The 18436-nt window shown below is 32.6% G+C and carries 18 protein-coding genes and 1 tRNA gene; 11 read left to right on the plus strand and 8 right to left on the minus strand.

The genetic code is table 11. From position 1 onward, the window contains the following. The first annotated feature begins 37 nt into the window (after nucleotides 1–37). The 3 genes from P5P87_RS11565 to P5P87_RS11575 all read left to right on the plus strand — a co-directional run bounded on the left by P5P87_RS11565 (nucleotide 38) and on the right by P5P87_RS11575 (nucleotide 3495). Nucleotides 38–2152: a TonB-dependent receptor gene (locus tag P5P87_RS11565; RefSeq protein WP_278022637.1), complete on the plus strand. Its 2115-nt coding sequence runs from the start codon at nucleotides 38–40 to the stop codon at nucleotides 2150–2152. After that, a complete protein-coding gene (locus tag P5P87_RS11570; protein ID WP_278022638.1) occupies nucleotides 2124–2600 on the plus strand; it encodes a TonB-dependent receptor domain-containing protein in 477 nt (158 codons plus the stop codon). Before P5P87_RS11565 ends, P5P87_RS11570 begins: the two co-directional genes overlap by 29 nt. Nucleotides 2601–2751: 151 nt before the next feature. Continuing rightward, nucleotides 2752–3495 (plus strand): DUF2490 domain-containing protein, encoded by a 744-nt coding sequence (locus P5P87_RS11575; protein ID WP_278022639.1) that lies wholly within the window; start codon nucleotides 2752–2754, stop codon nucleotides 3493–3495. 105 nt (nucleotides 3496–3600) lie between these two features. Here P5P87_RS11575 and P5P87_RS11580 read toward each other — a convergent pair whose 3' ends face one another. The 4 genes from P5P87_RS11580 to era all read right to left on the minus strand — a co-directional run bounded on the left by P5P87_RS11580 (nucleotide 3601) and on the right by era (nucleotide 8926). After that, nucleotides 3601–6033, minus strand: a complete 2433-nt coding sequence (locus P5P87_RS11580; protein ID WP_278022640.1) for an outer membrane beta-barrel protein — start codon at nucleotides 6031–6033, stop codon at nucleotides 3601–3603. Nucleotides 6034–6113: 80 nt separating this feature from the next. Continuing rightward, a complete protein-coding gene (locus P5P87_RS11585) occupies nucleotides 6114–6347 on the minus strand; it encodes a peptidase associated/transthyretin-like domain-containing protein (RefSeq protein WP_278022641.1) in 234 nt (77 codons plus the stop codon). A gap of 155 nt (nucleotides 6348–6502) precedes the next feature. Beyond that, nucleotides 6503–7816 (minus strand): ribosome biogenesis GTPase Der, encoded by a 1314-nt coding sequence (gene der, locus P5P87_RS11590; RefSeq protein WP_198857575.1) that lies wholly within the window; start codon nucleotides 7814–7816, stop codon nucleotides 6503–6505. A 228-nt stretch (nucleotides 7817–8044) separates the two neighbouring features. Then, nucleotides 8045–8926 carry a GTPase Era gene (gene era, locus P5P87_RS11595; protein WP_111377359.1) on the minus strand — a complete coding sequence of 294 codons (882 nt, stop codon included), beginning with the start codon at nucleotides 8924–8926 and terminating at the stop codon, nucleotides 8045–8047. A gap of 117 nt (nucleotides 8927–9043) precedes the next feature. Here era and P5P87_RS11600 point away from each other — a divergent pair. Next, nucleotides 9044–9116, plus strand: a tRNA-Met gene (locus tag P5P87_RS11600). 111 nt (nucleotides 9117–9227) lie between these two features. Here P5P87_RS11600 and P5P87_RS11605 read toward each other — a convergent pair. After that, entirely contained in the window at nucleotides 9228–9674 is a 447-nt protein-coding gene (locus P5P87_RS11605) for a hypothetical protein (RefSeq protein ID WP_198857576.1), read from the minus strand. A gap of 215 nt (nucleotides 9675–9889) precedes the next feature. Beyond that, entirely contained in the window at nucleotides 9890–10675 is a 786-nt protein-coding gene (locus P5P87_RS11610; protein WP_278022642.1) for an NERD domain-containing protein, read from the minus strand. Between the two features lie 378 nt (nucleotides 10676–11053). Between P5P87_RS11610 and P5P87_RS11615 the strand changes: the two genes are divergently transcribed. Then, nucleotides 11054–11350, plus strand: a complete 297-nt coding sequence (locus tag P5P87_RS11615) for a hypothetical protein (RefSeq protein ID WP_278022643.1) — start codon at nucleotides 11054–11056, stop codon at nucleotides 11348–11350. Nucleotides 11351–11487: 137 nt separating this feature from the next. Here the strand turns inward: P5P87_RS11615 and P5P87_RS11620 are convergent, their stop codons facing one another. Continuing rightward, nucleotides 11488–12003: a hypothetical protein gene (locus P5P87_RS11620; RefSeq protein ID WP_278022644.1), complete on the minus strand. Its 516-nt coding sequence runs from the start codon at nucleotides 12001–12003 to the stop codon at nucleotides 11488–11490. Nucleotides 12004–12349: 346 nt separating this feature from the next. On the opposite strand from P5P87_RS11620, the gene P5P87_RS11625 reads away from it, so the two are divergent. The 6 genes from P5P87_RS11625 to P5P87_RS11650 all read left to right on the plus strand — a co-directional run bounded on the left by P5P87_RS11625 (nucleotide 12350) and on the right by P5P87_RS11650 (nucleotide 17768). Then, nucleotides 12350–13288, plus strand: a complete 939-nt coding sequence (locus P5P87_RS11625; RefSeq protein WP_278022645.1) for an exopolyphosphatase — start codon at nucleotides 12350–12352, stop codon at nucleotides 13286–13288. Nucleotides 13289–13674: 386 nt separating this feature from the next. Beyond that, nucleotides 13675–15075 carry a DUF1254 domain-containing protein gene (locus P5P87_RS11630; protein ID WP_278022646.1) on the plus strand — a complete coding sequence of 467 codons (1401 nt, stop codon included), beginning with the start codon at nucleotides 13675–13677 and terminating at the stop codon, nucleotides 15073–15075. Between the two features lie 58 nt (nucleotides 15076–15133). Next, nucleotides 15134–16234, plus strand: coding sequence for a DUF1254 domain-containing protein (locus P5P87_RS11635; RefSeq protein ID WP_278022647.1), 1101 nt, complete (start codon nucleotides 15134–15136; stop codon nucleotides 16232–16234). A gap of 123 nt (nucleotides 16235–16357) precedes the next feature. Further along, nucleotides 16358–16684, plus strand: coding sequence for an ArsR/SmtB family transcription factor (locus tag P5P87_RS11640; RefSeq protein WP_111362835.1), 327 nt, complete (start codon nucleotides 16358–16360; stop codon nucleotides 16682–16684). Between the two features lie 59 nt (nucleotides 16685–16743). After that, nucleotides 16744–17217, plus strand: a complete 474-nt coding sequence (locus tag P5P87_RS11645) for a DUF6428 family protein (RefSeq protein ID WP_278022648.1) — start codon at nucleotides 16744–16746, stop codon at nucleotides 17215–17217. Nucleotides 17218–17348: 131 nt separating this feature from the next. Beyond that, nucleotides 17349–17768 (plus strand): arsenate reductase ArsC, encoded by a 420-nt coding sequence (locus P5P87_RS11650; RefSeq protein ID WP_278022649.1) that lies wholly within the window; start codon nucleotides 17349–17351, stop codon nucleotides 17766–17768. A gap of 199 nt (nucleotides 17769–17967) precedes the next feature. Here the strand turns inward: P5P87_RS11650 and P5P87_RS11655 are convergent, their stop codons facing one another. Continuing rightward, nucleotides 17968–18273 (minus strand): hypothetical protein, encoded by a 306-nt coding sequence (locus tag P5P87_RS11655; RefSeq protein WP_198857585.1) that lies wholly within the window; start codon nucleotides 18271–18273, stop codon nucleotides 17968–17970. Between the last annotated feature and the right edge of the window lie 163 nt (nucleotides 18274–18436).

Genomic DNA, 18436 nt, shown 5'->3' on the forward strand with positions numbered 1-18436 from the left:
TTTTAAATTCTACTAATCACATATACTTAATATAAAAATGAAAACATCTATAAAAAATATACTTACAATACTTGCAGTTTTAACGTTCTCAATCTCATTCGCACAAAAAATAGACGGGGTTGTAACAACAGATCAAAATATTCCTTTAGAAGCAGCGAACGTGGTTATTAAAGGAACAACTTTTAGTGCAATTACAGACTCTGAAGGAAGATTTTCGATAGAATCACAAGGAAAATTACCGCTTACCCTTTTGGTTCAATACATTGGCTACAACACTGCCGAACTTGAAATCACGGCTATTCCAGCTTCACCTCTATTGGTTACTTTACGTGAAGAAAACAAACTTGTAGAAGTTGTAGTTTCTTCAAGAAGAAGAATAGAAAAAGTACAAGATGTGCCAATTGCTGTTTCGGTAGTTACAGGAAAACAAGCGGAAGCGGCTGGAGCATTTAACGTAAACCGTATTAAAGAATTGGTTCCTTCTGTTCAGTTGTATTCTTCTAACCCAAGAAATACAGGAATCAATATTAGAAGCTTAGGTTCTCCTTTCGGATTAACAAATGACGGTATCGATCCTGGAGTTGGTTTTTACGTTGATGGTGTTTATTATGCACGTCCAGCAGCGACTACTTTAGATTTTATTGACGTAGAACAAATCGAGGTTTTACGTGGTCCACAAGGTTCTTTATTCGGAAAAAATACAACTTCTGGAGCTTTTAATATCACTTCTCGTAAACCAAGTTTTACTCCTGGTGCCGATTTTGAACTTAGCTACGGAAATTATGCCTTTCTACAAGCTAAAGCTTCTGTTACAGGAGCATTAGGAAAAAAAGTGGCAGGTCGTTTATCTTTTTCTGGAACACAACGAGATGGTTTAATCGATAACATTGCTACAGGAAGACCTACAAATACTTTAAACAATCAAGGTTTTAGAGGACAATTATTATGGACTCCTACTGAAAATACAAACGTTACTTTTGCAGGTGACCTTACCACACAGCGTCCTGACGGATATGCGCAGGTTGTTGCTGGTGTTGCCCCTACTAAAAGGGCCGCATACCGTCAGTTTGATGCTATTATCGCCGATTTAAATTATCAATTGCCAAGTTTAAATGCTTTTGATCGTAAAATTGATCATGATACTCCTTGGCGTTCTGGACAAGATTTAGGAGGAGTTTCATTAAATGTCGATACAAAAATTGGAGGTGGAACACTTACTTCTACAACAGCATGGCGCTTCTGGAATTGGGATCCATCAAATGATAGAGATTTTACAGGATTACAGGTTTTAGCTAAATCTCAAAACCCAACAAGACAAACACAAATTACACAAGAGGTTCGTTATGCTGGACAAATAACTTCAAAAATAAGCGGTGTTGGTGGAGTATTCTTTATTGATCAAACTTCTCAAACAGATGGTACAGAAGAATCTGGAAATGCACAATGGAGATTCTCTCAAAGCTCAACTAGCCCACTATGGAAAACACCAGGTCTTTTTGAAGGTTACGGTATCCATACTGATGCAAGAATTAGAGCTTCGAGCGCAGCAGTATTTGGTCAGCTTGATTGGTCAGTTACAGAAAGATTCCACATTTTACCAGGTTTGAGATATAATTTTGATAAAAAAGACGCAAGTTATTCTCGTAAAACTTACGGAGGTCTTCAAACAACAGATCCTGCCTTATTGGCTTTGAAAAAATCAGTTTACTCAGATCAAGCATTTGACTCAGATACAGACAATACAGATTTTTCTGGAAACTTAACGCTTACTTACAAAGCATCAGACAAAATCAATGCTTATGCAACATTTGCTAAAAGTTACAAACCAGTTGGAGTTAACGTAGCTGGGCTTCCAACAAACTCAGCAGGACAGCCAATGACTGAACTTGCTGTAGTTAAACCAGAAAAAGTATATCATTACGAAGTTGGAGTAAAAACATCTCCGTTTAAGAACTCTATTTTAAACTTAACACTATTTAATACTGACATCAAAGATTTCCAAACTAACGTTCAGGCAGCCGAATTAGGTGTAAACCGCGGTTATCTTGCAAATGCTGATAAAGTACGTGTAAGAGGTGCAGAATTGGATGCGAGCTTTGTTATCAATTCACACATAACGATAAATGGTGTCTGCTACTTATACAGATGGTAAATATGTGAAATTTACAAATGCACCGCTTCCGTTAGAAGAAACAGGACTTACTGTTGATGGAGTTCAGGTAGCTTATAAAGATGTTTCTGGAACTGATTTACCAGGTGCTTCAAGATGGGCTGGTTCTCTTGGAGGTGAGCTTTCTGATCATGCAAAATTCTTTGGTAATGCTGGAAAAATTTTCTTTGTTGCTGATAGTTACGCTCGTTCTGAATTTTCTTCAAGCCCTTCGGCTTCAAAATATTTAGTAGTTCAAGGTTATGCAATCTTTAATGCTCGTTTAGGTTTCCGTGCTTCGCAAGGTTTATCTATTCAAATTTGGGGAAGAAACCTTTTCAATAAAGATTACTATGAGCAATTATTGCCTGCAAGTGGTAACACAGGACAATATGCTGGAGTTCTTGGTGATCAGAGAACTTATGGAGTTACTTTTAAGTATTCACTGTAAGCGGTCAGGTTAGTTAGTTTTAGTATTAAAAACGAGATGCATTTTAGAATGTGTCTCGTTTTTATTTTCACAAAAAATTACATAAAACAGATTTTAAAATAATTAGGAATGAGATCATTTGTATAAATTCGCAGACCTGAATTTATCGCAATTGAAAGGATCTTTTAAACTATTTTTCACTTTACTCTTTATTACCCAACTAATTACAGGGCAAAATAAAAGAAATATCGACCAGCAAACTCTAACCTGGATTCGTTATTATAATATTTTTCCCTTGTCTGAAAAGTGGGCGCTTCATTCTGAGTTTGATAATAGAAGTTTTGTAAATCCTGTTCATGAAAACCTTTTTGTCATTAGATCTCAAGCTAGATATCGGGCCAATAAAATGATTGAAGTTGGAGCTGGATTTGCTTTTTTCAATGTAAATACCCAAAATCCGTATGTTGATCCTGATTATTCTGTTCCTGAATATAGAGGGCAACAAGATGTAACTCTGATTAATGATTTTGCTAAAATCACTTTTCACAACCGTTTTCAGTTAGAAGAACGCTTCATTCAAAAAGCAGATAAAACAGGATTACTGGACGAATTTTCATATGCTTTCCGATTTAGATATCGTTTACAATCTATGTTTACCCTTTGGGAAAAAGAAGGCAGAAGCATAAAAGGAACTATTTCAGACGAAGTTCTTTTTAATTTCGGAAAAGACAATCGTAAAAATACATTTGATCAAAACCGTTTTTATGTTGCTTTGCGTTATCACTTCAATCCAAATCTTGGTGTAGAATTGGGGTATTTAAAAAACTTTCAAAGACGCGCAAGCGGTGTAGATTTCTATGATCGTGATATTTTCAGACTTACGGTTTATCATCGAATTAATCGAAAAAAGTTATGAGTTATGAGTTATGAGTTATACAAAAAATGCCTGTCAAATTGAATTTGACAGGCATTTTTTGTAACCTTTAAACCTTTGTAAATCTGAGCCTTTGTCCCTCAAGAATTACGCTCCTCTCTGCTTTCTCCCTTTTTTGCTTTCTGCAAAATTACCGATTTTATAGGCAAGAGAAAACATTACATATCTTTTTAAAACCGTGTTTTCTTCATCGCGAATAGACGTTGGCGAAATGGTTCTTGTTGCGCTTTGATTTTGGTTTAAAACGTCGTAAACTTTCACTTTTGCATATAATTTTTTATCCAAAAATCCGTAAGACAAACTGGTGTTCCATAAAAAGAAATCCTTTTTGAAATCGTCTGAAATATTTGAATTATAAGTATACCCAAAATCATTTCCGAAAATTAAATTTGCTGGCCAATAAGAAGTTGTTTGCATATTAATTCTATGAATTACGTTTGAAGTCGCATCTCTCGAATAATTTTCATATCTCGTTTCGTTATACGATAAACTGTAAGACGGCGAAATTGAAAGCACTTCTCCATAATCGTAAGAAGCATAAACGCTAGGTGTAATTACAACCGATTTTGCATTGTACATAACTGCATTTGTAAATCCTTTATCAAAATTATAATTACCGCTTAAACGCAAACCGTATCTAATGGTGTGTGCATCTTTTTTAATCTGCTGATTCCAGTTTCCTCCAACCGAAGCAGAATAAGTTCCTGAAATATTTACATAAGTTGTATTTCTTTTTCCGCTGTCATCATAAATAGAAGTCGAAACTATATCATTATTATAGTAATCTCCTTTAAGAAATAAACTATAGCCAGAACGCGTTCTAAAATCAAAATTTTTAAAATCGATACCAGCAGTATTTTTCTCAATCGGATTTAAATTTGGATTACCAATTACACTATTTAACGGATTATTTAAATCTGCAACCGGCATTAATTGTGTTGCCGATGGAAGCGCATTAGAATAATCATACTTAAACGTTAAGTTTTTAGAACGATTAAATTTATATCGAAACTGTGCTGTTCCATACGGAAGCATATATCTTTTATTCAAATCAGTCGCTTGATTTAAATAGAAAGAATGATTATCAAACTCAACAATTGATGTTCTAGAATTTACATTAAGTGTAAATTTTCTTTTCTGCCAACTAATACCCACTTTTGGCGTAATCGAATTTTGTTTTGATGTTGTATAATTCGTTAGCGATGAGTTTAAATCTGAATATTCTTGTGACGCATCATCAAAATTATATGTTTTCTGATCGTTCATTGAACTCTGCCAGTCAAAATCGGTTCCAAAACGCAATCGAAGCGAATCTGTGATAGGTTCTGTATATTCTAAATCAAGCGAGTACGCATCACTTTTTGAAGTATTTTTTGCATTCTGATTTCTTTCATCATTTGGTTTTGCATCTTGATAAAAAATGGTTTCAGAAATATTAATTCCGTTCGAATCATTTTTAGTGTTGCTATTGCTAAAAACCACACTTAAATTTCTCGATTCCTTTTTAAAAGTTTTGTTGAAGTTAATGCTATTCGCAAAACTAGTATTCGAACTTTCTGTATGAGATGTTGCCGTACTTTCGTTCAACGCCTCTCCATTTTGGTTTTCTGAAGAAGTAGAAGAACTAGAATTACTATTTGATTGAGACACATTCAGTTTAGGTGCAACAACAATCTGCATAGTAGGATTAATTTTGTATTCTAACTCAAAATTAGCCTTGTTTCCAGTATTTTCATTTCTTGTTTTAGAATCTGCTTCAGTTAAAATATTTCCTGTAGGCAATAAACTAAGCTGATTGGATTTGCTATCGTTTTTAGTCACCGCATTTGTAAAGTTATAACTGCTCATAAACTCCAAATCTTTTGACCAATCGTCAGAATAATTAATTCCAGCCAAAGTCGACTGCGTAATTCCTTTTCCTCCACTGCTTGCGCCCTGACCTCCTTTTGCATTTCTTCCGCCTCCCATATTATCAAAAACTTCATCCATAGAAAATCCAGTCGAATTGATATTATTTGAAGAGGCTAAAACGCTAATTTTTTGTTTGTTTTTAAAGAAGTTCATCATCAAACTGCTTTCGTAGCGTTCGTCTGAGCCGTATCCGCCAAGTACTTTACCAAAATATCCCTTGTTTTTCTTTTCGTCAATGGTAATATTTATACTCGAATAATCTGAAGTCGATTCTTGTTTGGCCAATTCTTCTTTTTTGGTTTTAAAATCAGAAACTTGAACTTTTTTAATAATATCGGCAGGAAGGTTTTTAATTGCAATGGCTCCATCTTTATCAAAAAATGCTTTTCCGTTCACTAAAACCTGATTGACTTCTCGCCCATTTACCGTAATTTTTCCAGTATTATCTACGTCAAATCCGGGCAATTGTTTCAGTAAGGTCTCCACATTTGCATCTGGACGCACTTTGTAAGAGCCGGCATTAAATTCTAAAGTATCTTTTTTAATCGTAATTGGTGGGGCTTCGCTCTTAATTATTACTTCATTTAAAACATTTGCATTTTCAAGCATGTACAATTTACCAAAGTCTTTACTTTCTGTAAGTCCTTTTTGTTCTTCAAAATACGTTTGGTATCCAGTATAATTTACCTTTAAAAAACCGGTTTATCATACTTTTTCGTATTGATAATAAAATTTCCGTTTTTATCTGTTGTAGCATATTCTATAATTGTAGAATCTTTTACAGTTGTAAAATAAACGGTTGCAAGTTCAAGCGGAAGTTGCGAGTTAATATCAACTACAGTTCCTTTGATAACAATATTGTTTTGGGCATTTGCCGAATAAACAAAAGCTAAAAACAATAGAAATGAATAAATCTTGGTCATAAAATTGGGTTAGTTAGATCTGTAAGACTTACAAAAACGCAAAAGGTTTAATTGTGTTTTTTACATTTATTCAAATATAATGCCAATAAAAAATTGATCTTTTAAGTAAATAGAAATAAATCATAAAAAAATCCCCTATTTTCAAGGGGATTTTTTTATTTTTCTCTAATGTAGATATCGATTGGAACTCCTGCGAAATCCCATTTTTCACGAATTTTATTCTCTAGGTATCGCTTATAAGGCTCTTTTACATATTGAGGTAAATTAGCAAAAAACACAAATTGCGGTGTTTGAGTTGGCAATTGCATGCAGTATTTAATTTTTACATATTTACCTTTTGTTGCTGGCGGCGGATATGCTTCAATTACTTTCAACATATATTCGTTGAATTTTGAAGTTGGAATTCTTTGTTTTCTATTTTCGAAAACTTGAACCGTAGCTTCCAATGCTTTTAATAAACGCTGTTTTGTTAAAGCAGAAACGAATAAAATTGGCACATCTGTAAAAGGCATCAATTCTTTTTTGATTTTCTCCTCGTAGTCACGAGTCGACATCGTATCTTTTTCTACTAAGTCCCACTTGTTTACTAAGATTACAACTCCTTTACGGTTTTTCTCAGCCAACCAGAAAATACTTTGATCTTGACCTTCAAATCCGCGGGTTGCATCGATAACCAAGATACAAATATCTGCATGTTCGATCGCACGTACCGAACGCATTACAGAATAAAACTCTAAATCTTCTTTTACTTTTGCTTTACGGCGAATTCCCGCAGTATCAACCAAATTAAATTCGAAACCAAAACGGTCAAATTTAGTATCAATAGCATCACGAGTTGTTCCTGCAATATCTGTAACAATATAACGGTCTTTACCAATTAAGGCATTGATAAAACTAGATTTTCCAGCATTCGGACGTCCTACAACTGCAAAACGAGGCAATTCTACTTCTGGCGTAACTGGCTCTGGTTTTTCTGGAAAAGCTTCAATTAAAGCATCTAATAAATCTCCAGTTCCACTTCCTGAAATACTTGCAAATGTGAAATAATCACCTAAACCAAGATTATAAAACTCAATTGCATCTTTCTCACGCATTGCGTTATCAACCTTATTTACAGCCAATAAAACTGGTTTTGTTACTTTACGAAGTAATTTTGCAACAGTTTCATCCATTGGCGTAATTCCTTCTTCAACATCAACCACAAAGATAATAACATCGGCTTCGTCGATAGCAAGTTCTACCTGTTTACGAATTTCTCCTTCGAAAACGTCATCAGACCCTCGAACATATCCACCTGTATCAATGACAGAAAACTCTTTTCCGTTCCACTCGCTTTTACCATAGTTTCTATCACGGGTAACCCCAGATACTGAATCTACAATAGCTTCTCTTCTTTGTATCAGCCTATTAAACAGGGTCGATTTCCCTACGTTAGGTCTTCCTACTATCGCAACAATGTTATTATTCATTTTTTTTGAATTTTAGGCTTTAGACTTAGATTTCAGATTTTTAGCTTCCTAAAAACCCAATCACTAAAAACCGTAAATGCCTTATTTAAATTTTTTGCAAAGGTAGTTAAAAAAAGTTGCTGAGACGCTAAGTTTGTAAGTACCTAAGTTTTTATTGTTTTTTGTTTCAAGTTTCAGGTTTCAAGTGCCAAGTTTTATACCTGACATTTAACTTGAAACAATTATAAACTATTGATTATATCCGAAACGTTTCAGCATATTAGCATTGCTTCTCCAGTTTTTGTTCACTTTTACATAAAGCTCAATATGAATTTGTTTTCCGAAGAATTTCTCTAAATCAGCACGGGCATCTGTTCCTACTTTTTTCAAAGCTGCACCTTTATGTCCGATAATGATTCCTTTTTGTGTGTCACGTTCCACCATAATTACCGAACGGATTCTGATAATATTGTCGGTTTCATGAAATTCTTCTGTTACAATTTCTACTGCGTATGGAATTTCTTTAGCGTAATTCAATAAGATTTTCTCACGGATTGTTTCGTTAACAAAGAAACGTTCTGGCTTGTCTGTTAATTGGTCTTTTGGATAATAAGGTGGTGATTCTGGCAACAATTCGATAATTCTTCCGAAAACTTCCGGAACGTTGAAATTCTGCAAAGCCGAAATCGGGAAAATTTCTGCATTTGGCACTTTCTCTTTCCAGAAAGAAACTTGCTGTTCTAATTGTTCTTGGTTTGAATTATCAATTTTATTTAAAAGCAATAAAACCGGAATCTTAGCATGAATGATTTTCTTAAAGAAGTCTTCATCTTTAAGATCTTGCTCGCCTATTTCGACCATGTAGATTAAAATGTCAGCATCTTCAAAAGCCGATTTTACAAAGTTCATCATCGATTCCTGCATTTCGTACGCTGGTTTGATGATTCCAGGAGTATCAGACAAAACTAACTGAAAGTCTTCTCCGTTTACAATTCCTAAAATTCTATGACGTGTAGTTTGTGCTTTTGATGTAATGATCGACAATCGTTCTCCAACGAAAGCGTTCATCAATGTTGATTTTCCAACATTTGGATTTCCGATAATATTTACGAAACCTGCTTTATGTGACATTTTTTGCTTTATTTATTTTGCAAAGGTAGTCATATCAACTCAATACAGAAAATAAAACATTTTTTAAAGTTTTCGTTGGATTTCTCAAAAATCGCCTTATCTTTGCACCCGAAACATCGCGGGATAGAGCAGTAGGCAGCTCGTCGGGCTCATAACCCGAAGGTCACAGGTTCGAGTCCTGTTCCCGCTACTAAGTAAAAAAGCTTCAGAGAAATCTGGAGCTTTTTTGTTTTAGTAGTTTTGCAAATATTTTGATTTTATTTAGCTCGCGAACAGGATGGTGCTAACAAGAGTATAATATTTATATTTGTTTAAACAATTCTATTAAGGCATTTTTTGTCGCAAGATGATGCGCAGTGTTTTCTGATGTTTTCCAGTCCCCATCGACAACTGAAAATTTTAAAACAACATTATTGTTATTGCTAATTGTCGATAAAACTTCGATAAATCCTAATATCACTGGTTTAATATATTCTTCATGGTATTTCGGAAGCTTTTCTTCTTTAGCTTCCCATCCATATGTATAACAATTAATAGGATTATTAGTCTTACCATATAGATCTCGAATATATTCTATTTTTTCATTATCTCTCTCAACATCTAATTTTATTTTGACTTTACCATATCTACCTGCATTCATTCTGTAAATCTCATTTTCTCCGTATAAGGGAAGTTTAGACAAATCTATTTCTCTCAAAAGATTATCTAAAATTTGATGATATTCACTTCCAAAAATTATTTCGCTCATTTTAAAAAAATCTAAATTTTCTTAAACAATAAAAAATATGTTTTTTAATAACTTAACTAAAAAGATAAAATGACATCCTTTTATATCATAGTTTACCTTTTTGTAAGCGAATATAAGGAATGTTTCTAATACAATTTATGCAGATAAAATTTCATTAACATCATAAACAAATTGGTTAGATAATTGAATGCTTCCCGCTACTAAGTAAAAAAGCTTCAGAGAAATCTGGAGCTTTTTTGTTTTCTATGCTTGTCTTTTATAAGAAAGTTTTTTTTTGTGAATTTACACTTGGGATACGATCTACATCCAAAAAATATCCCAAATTCTCCTTTTCTTTCAACCAAACTATTACCGCATCTTGGACATTTCTTTTCTTGAATTGCTTTCTCACGATCACTAATCCTTTTTTTAATGGAATTATTATGTTCCTTTTTCTTAAACGAATCAACTAAATTAGAAGCATTAATTTTTTCAAAGATACTTTTCTTAGCTTCTTCTGAGAGATTTACGTTTGAGTATTTTTTAATTGTTTTTAAAAGACGATGCATATTAACAACATCTACACTAGTATCTATTTTTATTTTGGCATTTATTGAGAAAACAACAATAGATATATATTCTAGATTTCTGTATTCATTTAGACAGGTTTTCAAAGTCCTAATATGTCCTGCATTTTGAAAAATAGGATTATAAAACTTGGATCTGTATTTATATATTACTTGGGTCCAGTATTCCGATTTTTCATAGCCAACAATCCATCCTTTATAATTTTTAGTTTCGATAACAAATATTCCAAAACTAGAAATGACTATATGATCAATTTGAGTAGTTACTTCGCCTCTTTGTAAAACGACATTATGGATCACTTTATACTCTGACTTATCTAAGAAATCTAATATTGAAGAGACAGTTTTCTCTCCAATTATCCCTTTAATTTGCGCCTTATAAAAACCATAAATAAGAATCAGCAAAAAGATTACTATTAGTAAAATTAGCTCCATAAATTCTTAGTCACTTAAATTTCAACTAAATATAAGAAATATTTTCAACTAATAATTTTACAATAATCCTCAAAAAATCGGTTAGACAATTAAAATGCTTCCTTCTATACAGACAAAAAGCTTCAGAGAAATCTGGAGCTTTTTTTGTTCAAACATTTCTGCAAAATAAGGAGACTTACATAGCTTTTACAACGAGCATATCTCAGCGTTAAATAAACCAACAAACTCTGTAAAAAACACTAATTAAGTGGAAATCATATTCTACAATGATTAATTATATAAACTCAAGGCGAAATTCTGTAAATAAAAACATTGTTGCACCATGTATTTTTGAATTAAGAAAATATGTTTTTATAAAGCCAATAAATAATAAAAATCATGAAATCATCTATAACTACCTCTACAAATTTTAACTCGATTACTATTCAATCTAATGCAAATCTGATAGATGCTGAATTTTATTCTGAAAAACAAACTTCAGCTTCGTTAGACTTGTACGATAAGCATGATGACGAACCAGATTTTGACTGCGAGTTTCTGCAAGGCATTAGCTATAACGAAGAAAATGAAAATACTATTGATGCAGAAGCCGATGAAGATTTTGCAGATCTATATAATGATAATCAATGGGATGTAGACATCTACGATCCGTATTCGGAGTCAACCTATTTTTAATCCCAAAAGTTATCAGTTTGAGGATATTTCTGTTCTCACTATTAAAACAAAAGCTTCAGATTTCTCTGAAGCTTTTTTGTTCTTATATTCTTATTATTTTGAAATAATGTAAGTTTACAAACATAAAGAAAAGTTCCTCAATGAATATAGTTTCCAAAATCTAAGATCAATGATTTATTGTCGGAATGCATAAAAAGAACTCTAACCAAACTTCCATCTTTAGTATCAACCAAGTATTCATAACTAATTATGTCCCATAAGTCCGTTAGATCAAAAATATGCATTTTTACTTTTTCTACTAATTGACTTAGATTTTCAATATGATAGCTACTTGCGAATATATCAGGCGCATTGTTAAATGTGGCTAAATGATTAAGACACCAAGAAAAATTCTCGTTTATTCTCTCTTTAATATTAGCAATATCTTTTTTCGTTGGTTGAATCTTGTCTAGAAAAAAAGATTCTGTACCCAAATTGTTTGAAGAGGAAAATATAAATCGATCTTGATCCTTTAATTTTTTGTCGATACTAACTTTCACATCAAGGATTGTCGGATTATAGCCATCTGACAACACACTCATGAAATCGGAAAGCAAGCGAATTGAATTTTCCAACAACTTTATCCGAATCAATTCAGTTTCATGGTCTACCATATACTTTATTTAAATTAAAACTAACTTTGATATTTGCATCGTAAGTTTCATGCTTAATTAACCAAATATAGATAATTCGTAACTCGTCGATTGATAAATTTAGAGAAATCTCAAGTCTTGTCTTATAAATATACTTAATCGAAATAAAGTCCGTTATTCCTTTACAATAATTTAATATTATGTTTTCCAATAACTGATTTTATATTATTAAATGTTTTCTTAAATTCGCAATTCCGTAATGAAACCATTTGTTTTCATTCTAAAATTGTGATTTTCATATCAATACCACAAAAAGAAATTTAATAATCTTTTAAAAACAAATATATTATAACTACAATTTAACACAATGCTTAAAAAACACAACCCCAAATTTTTATTTTTTACTCTTTTAACTTTATTTTTTTCTGTCTCTTCATTTTCTCAAAAAAGTGTCTACGCTGGAATCGAAATCGGACGTAGAGCTATAAAAGTTTCTGTTATTGATGTAAATAACATTAGAAAAGCCGATTATAAAATCCTTTCTTTCTGGACTGAAAGAATCCCTTTTGCTGATCATATTACTGCTAATGGCGAACTTACTGCAGAAGATATTAGTAAAACTAGCGTTACGGTTACCACGCAATTGCAAAAGATTAAAGCTGAAAACAAAATTCTTGAAGAAAACATCTTTGTTGTAGCAGCTCCTGTTTTTGCTTCTGCACGTAACTTAGACGTTTTAAAAAACAAAATTGCCCTTTTAACCGGTAAACAATTAGAAGTATTAGATGTAAACGAAGAAGCAAAAACGCTTGTTAAAGGTGCTATACCGCCTGTTGATTTTGCTAATGCTTTCCTTCTTGATATTGGTGCTCAAACTACTAAAGGCGGTTACATTGACGAACTTAAAGACGGTAAATTAGAATTTGTTCCATTAGAACTTAGTTTTGGAACAATGACACTTACTGATGCCGTAGAAAAAACAGTGGTAAACAAAAGTCAAGTAAACGATATGTCTACCTACCAAGAAAAATCTTTTGATTATAATGTTATTCTACGTAAAAAAACAAAAGAATTATTTGATGCAAATCCTCCTTTAGCTAAAAAAGATAAATTATATTTATCTGGTGGTGCTGTTTGGGCGTTTTCAACTCTTTTTTATGACGAAACCGTTAATAAAGATCATTATGTTGCTTTAACACTTCAAGATGTTATCGATTATGATGCTATTCTTAAAAACAATTTCGGTAAGTTTACTAACCTTGCCAAAACAAACAAAGAAGTCTGCGAGAGTTTTAAGCACTTATGACCAAAAATACTTGATTTCGGCAAACAACATTCTTGTGACTTGTCTTGAAAGTATTCCAGACTATGCAACAAAGAAAATTTACTTTGTAAAAGAAGGACAAGTGATTTGGTTGATCTCTTACATTGCAGATCGTTCAAAAAAGATAAATACTAATTTCTAAGTATTTTTTTTCAAAATATCATAAAGCTTCAGAGAAATCTGGAGCTTTTTTTATTCCTTTTCATTTCAGTCTAAAAACAAGTTGATCTTTTTAATTTCTAGCCTTTTAAAATGGTTGCAACTTATAATTTGCAACCATCTTTACTATTCAAAAAAGCTAAGTTTTTCTTTTAAATTCTAATTTTAAAATCAGGAAAAAATCATATATGAAATAAAACCTCCCGATTATGAAAAATTTAACCGCTTTTTTTATCGTAACCCTTTTGGCAGTAACTGCTTGCAAAAAAGAACAATCAAAAGATAATTCAGAAAATGCAAATGCAACGTCTACTGATTCTATAACTGCTATTGCAAAAGAAGCCTGGATATACGGATATCCAATATTTTATAATTACAAAGCGATTTACTCCAGTGCAATCAACAAAGAAGCTAAAGAATATTCCGGATTTAACAAATTCAAAAGCGTAGCTGCAAGCGCAACTCCCGCAGATACTTTAATCATAACCATAAATAATGATACTCCGTACTCAATGGCACCGATTAATGTTTCAGACGAACCTGTTATTCTTGAAGTGCCAAAAATAGAAAACGACCGATATTATGTAATGCAGTTGGTAGATCTCTACACCTTCAATTTTGAATATGTAGGATCGCGAGCAACTGGTAATAATGCAGGTAAATATCTCATTGCAGGACCAGATTGGAAAGGAGAAACTCCTAAAGGCATTGATAAAGTTTTACATTCCGAAACCAATTTAATATATCTCGTAGGCCGTACTCAATTACATGATCCAGCCGATGTATCAAATCTTAAAAAAATACAGGCACAATATAAATTAATTCCGTTGCATGAATATACAAAACAGCCTGCTCCTCCTGTAAAAAAATACAATCTACCTTTGCCAGTCTGGAAAGAAAGCGATTATGGTTCGCTTCAATTTATCAGTGCACTAAATGCTTTATTACAATATGCAAACGAAGACAGCAGCGAAAAAGAACTGAGAAAACGTTTTGCCAAAATTGGAATTGTGCCAGGACAACCTTTTGACAGTTCAAAATACTCGCCAGAAACGATAAAAGCAATTGAAAAAGGAATTGCCGAAGCCAAAGAAGAACTGAACTCTAAAATAGATAATGTCAAAGATGCTGGAAGTCTTTTTGGTACACGTGCAGAACTTAAAAATAACTTTCTAAACCGTGCAATTGCTGCAGCTGCCGGAATTTATGGAAACACTAAAGAGGAAGCTGTTTATACTGGAAGTAACGTTGATAAAAACAATCAGCAACTTTTAGGAAACAATAAATATGCATTAAAATTTACTAAAGATCAGTTACCTGAAGCCAAATACTTTTGGAGCATCACGATGTACAATCTTCCTAAACGTTTTCTAATTCCAAACCCAATTAACAGATATTCAATTGGCAATAAAACCAAAGGTTTAAAATATGAGTCAAACGGAGATTTAGTTATTTATCTGCAAAGCACTTCTCCTGGAAAAGACAAAGAAAGCAACTGGCTTCCGACACCTAAAGATGAAAAATTCATGTTTGTGATGAGAATTTACGGTCCGCAGCCAGACGTTATTAATAACATTTGGAAAATGCCTCTTCCAGAAATTGTAAAATGAAAAACATTGCTCCAGAAATAAAATCATAACCATTTTTCTAATTTTAATTTCAAATAATATGAAAAATTACAAATTATTATCAGGTCTATTTTTAGTTGCTATATCGTTACTGACTTCTTCCTGCAAACAGAATAACGGCAAATCAGAAACAGATTCCTCTACATTAAAAGATTCTACTGCTGTGACTTCTGATTCGGTCGCACAAAAAAATAGTGTTCCAGTTACTGCCGCAAATTTTAACCGCGCAGAAACAGATCTTTACTTTACGACTTCGGTTAAAGATGCTGGTGGTATTGGTAATATACATCATTATAGAACTTTAATGCCAATTGACAAACAAGCTGTAATTCGTGCTAACCGAGATGTACTGTATTCTTCTGGAGTTTATGATCTCGATGCTGGACCAATAACTGTTACACTGCCAGATCCTGGAAAACGTTTTATGTCTATGCAGACTATCGACGAAGATCAATATTCTGAAACGTATTACGCTCCCGGAACTTTTACCTTCACAAAGGAAAAAATCGGGACACGTTATTTGATGTTAGGAATAAGAACTTTTATTGATCCTAACGATCCGAATGATTTACCGAAAGTTACAGCATTGCAAGATGCAATTAAAATTAGCCAAAAAGATAAAGGAACTTTTTCGGTTCCAAATTGGGACCTTGTGAGTCAAAAGAAAGTTAGAGATTCTTTAATTGGCGTTTCTAAAAAATTAACTGATACAAAAGGAATGTTTGGCTTAAAAGGTAAAATTGATGAAACACGCCATTTATTAGGAAGCGCAACAGGATGGGGCGGAAATCCAGAAAAAGATGCACTTTATCTTTCTGTTTATCCTAAAAAAAATGATGGAAAAACGGTCTATAAACTTAAAGTTAAAAATGTTCCTGTTGATGGATTTTGGTCTATAAGTGTATACAATAAAGAAGGTTATTTTGAGAAAAACGATCTCAATATGTATACCTTAAATAATATTACAGCAAAAAAAGATGCTGACGGATCGATCACTATTCAATTTGGAGGTTGTGACGGAAAAACACCAAATTGTATTCCGGTTACTGCAGGTTGGAATTATTGGGTTAGACTTTATCGTCCGCACAAAGAAATACTTAATGGCACATGGAAATTTCCTGAAGCTGTTGAAGTTAAATAAATAGTATTATAAATAAAATTAAGGCTTCAGAGAAATCTGGAGCTTTTTTATTTAAATTAATTTGTTAAAAATTTCATCATCTAAAAACTATATCGTAATATTGCAATATTAATATAATCTAATATGGGAGCAACTAAGACTGAACATTTTACAGACGCACAAAATCAAATTGCTACAATTGCCAAAGCACTAGGGCATCCTGCAAGAATTGCTATAATCGAATATTTACTAAAAGTGAATGAATGTATTTGTGGCGATATTGTAAACGAACTGCCTCTTGCCCAGCCTACAGTTTCTCAGCATTTAAAAGAATTAAAAAATGCTGGCATTATAAAAGGAAATATTTCTGGAAATGCTATTTGCTATTGTATTGACGAAAAAACAATCGACATTTTAAACTCCTATTTTTTAAACATCACACAAACTATCTCAAAATCAAAATGTTGCTAAAACATTTTTTTTGACCAAGTATATCGCAATATTGCAATTAACAAATAAATAAAAACAAGATGAAATTATCAGAAGTAAAACAGATTTTGCCAACATTAGATAATGTGGAATTTCAATTAGAAAACGGAACTTTTGTACCAGAACATTTTCATGTAACAGAAGTTGGAGTAGTTACCAAAAATTTTATTGATTGCGGCGGAGTAATCAGAAATGAAAAAGCAGTAAACTTTCAGCTTTGGGATGCCAACGATTTTGAACATCGTTTAAAACCTAATAAACTATTGAACATCATTCAGCTGTCTGAAGATAAACTAAACATCGAAGACTTAGAAATTGAAGTGGAATATCAAAGCAATACAATTGGCAAATATGATTTAGAGTTTAATGGAAAAACGTTTATTCTAAAAAATAAAACAACGGCTTGTTTGGCACAAGATGCTTGCGGAATTCCAACAGAAAAACAGAAGATCAATCTTACTCAATTAACTAATGACTCTGCTTCTTGCTGTACTCCAAATTCAGGATGTCGCTAAAAAATGAAAGAACTAATCTTTAAATACAAAAAACCAATTGTAATAACCTCATCTGTTATTTTACTACAGTTCATTTTTGGTTTTGAACCCAAATTCTGTATTATAAATATCATCTGGTTACTTGTTTAATTATGAAAAAGAAAATATTAATACTTTGCACCGGCAATAGCTGTAGAAGTCAGATTGCCGAAGGCTACATGAAGCTTTTTGCTGGAAATAAAGCTGAGGTTTACAGCGCTGGTGTAGAAACTCATGGCGTTAATCCAAAAGCTATTTTGATAATGAAAGAGGACGGAATAGACATTTCAAATCACACATCAAATCATATTGATGAATATGTTCATATCGATTTTGATTTTGTGATTACGGTCTGTGATAATGCTAAAGAGCGATGTCCGTTTTTCCCAACAAAGGCAATCAAATTTCATTATAATTTTCCAGATCCAGCAAAAGCGACTGGAACGGATTCTGAAATCATGGAACAGTTTAGAACTGTGCGAGAACAGATAAAAGAGTATTGCAGAAATTTTGTTGCAGAAAATTTAAATTAACATTATTTTATATTCCGTTAGGAATATCTCGTCGGTAGAAAAAAAATATATCGTTTTGCATTGTGTCCTGTAGGGACACCTGATTTGTGAAAATTTTACCAACGAGACGTTCCTACGGAACGTGTAATCGTGATCTAAATTTCGTTTCTACCGATGAGACATTCCTACGGAATGAGTTGCTCCAGATTTCTTTGTTTTTTTATTCAACCTCAGCATAAGATTGTTTAATCTGCATTTCATTAATTATATCTAACAATTCCATTTCATCAGTTGGAAATAATTGAAGCGCTTGTTCTAAAACCAATCCAACATCTATAGACAGCTTTTGTCCATTATCTTGTTCTAATGCCAAAATACACAGTTTTAGCATATTTGTTATTACACAGCCTAATTCGGAGTAATTTAAAACCTTGAGTTCTGCATAGTAACCTTTATTAGCTGATTTTAAAATATTTAAATATTGAGCCGATTGTTTTTTTAGGTACTCTATTTCTGCCACTTTCATTCTTTGAATTTTATATCATTTTCAATAATTCAAATGTCATAATATATTTTCACTAATCGGTTATCTTATATGATAACAATGCTTAATATTCCGTTAGGAATATCTCGTCGGTAGAAAAAAAATAATATCGTTTTACATTGTGTCCTGTAGGGACACCAGATTT

The sequence above is a fragment of the Flavobacterium ginsengisoli genome (assembly GCF_029625315.1).
GTDB classification, from domain to species: domain Bacteria; phylum Bacteroidota; class Bacteroidia; order Flavobacteriales; family Flavobacteriaceae; genus Flavobacterium; species Flavobacterium ginsengisoli.

Excerpts from the sequence above, each read along its gene's own strand:
- P5P87_RS11565 (WP_278022637.1), top strand. The coding sequence starts at position 38 with ATGAAAACATCTATAAAAAATATACTTACAATACTTGCAGTTTTAACG.
- P5P87_RS11570 (WP_278022638.1), top strand. The coding sequence starts at position 2,124 with ATGGTGTCTGCTACTTATACAGATGGTAAATATGTGAAATTTACAAAT.
- P5P87_RS11580 (WP_278022640.1), bottom strand. The coding sequence starts at position 6,033 with ATGCTTGAAAATGCAAATGTTTTAAATGAAGTAATAATTAAGAGCGAA.
- P5P87_RS11585 (WP_278022641.1), bottom strand. The coding sequence starts at position 6,347 with ATGACCAAGATTTATTCATTTCTATTGTTTTTAGCTTTTGTTTATTCG.
- der (WP_198857575.1), bottom strand. The coding sequence starts at position 7,816 with ATGAATAATAACATTGTTGCGATAGTAGGAAGACCTAACGTAGGGAAA.
- era (WP_111377359.1), bottom strand. The coding sequence starts at position 8,926 with ATGTCACATAAAGCAGGTTTCGTAAATATTATCGGAAATCCAAATGTT.
- P5P87_RS11605 (WP_198857576.1), bottom strand. The coding sequence starts at position 9,674 with ATGAGCGAAATAATTTTTGGAAGTGAATATCATCAAATTTTAGATAAT.
- P5P87_RS11610 (WP_278022642.1), bottom strand. The coding sequence starts at position 10,675 with ATGGAGCTAATTTTACTAATAGTAATCTTTTTGCTGATTCTTATTTAT.
- P5P87_RS11615 (WP_278022643.1), top strand. The coding sequence starts at position 11,054 with ATGAAATCATCTATAACTACCTCTACAAATTTTAACTCGATTACTATT.
- P5P87_RS11620 (WP_278022644.1), bottom strand. The coding sequence starts at position 12,003 with ATGGTAGACCATGAAACTGAATTGATTCGGATAAAGTTGTTGGAAAAT.
- P5P87_RS11625 (WP_278022645.1), top strand. The coding sequence starts at position 12,350 with ATGCTTAAAAAACACAACCCCAAATTTTTATTTTTTACTCTTTTAACT.
- P5P87_RS11630 (WP_278022646.1), top strand. The coding sequence starts at position 13,675 with ATGAAAAATTTAACCGCTTTTTTTATCGTAACCCTTTTGGCAGTAACT.
- P5P87_RS11635 (WP_278022647.1), top strand. The coding sequence starts at position 15,134 with ATGAAAAATTACAAATTATTATCAGGTCTATTTTTAGTTGCTATATCG.
- P5P87_RS11640 (WP_111362835.1), top strand. The coding sequence starts at position 16,358 with ATGGGAGCAACTAAGACTGAACATTTTACAGACGCACAAAATCAAATT.
- P5P87_RS11645 (WP_278022648.1), top strand. The coding sequence starts at position 16,744 with ATGAAATTATCAGAAGTAAAACAGATTTTGCCAACATTAGATAATGTG.
- P5P87_RS11650 (WP_278022649.1), top strand. The coding sequence starts at position 17,349 with ATGAAAAAGAAAATATTAATACTTTGCACCGGCAATAGCTGTAGAAGT.
- P5P87_RS11655 (WP_198857585.1), bottom strand. The coding sequence starts at position 18,273 with ATGAAAGTGGCAGAAATAGAGTACCTAAAAAAACAATCGGCTCAATAT.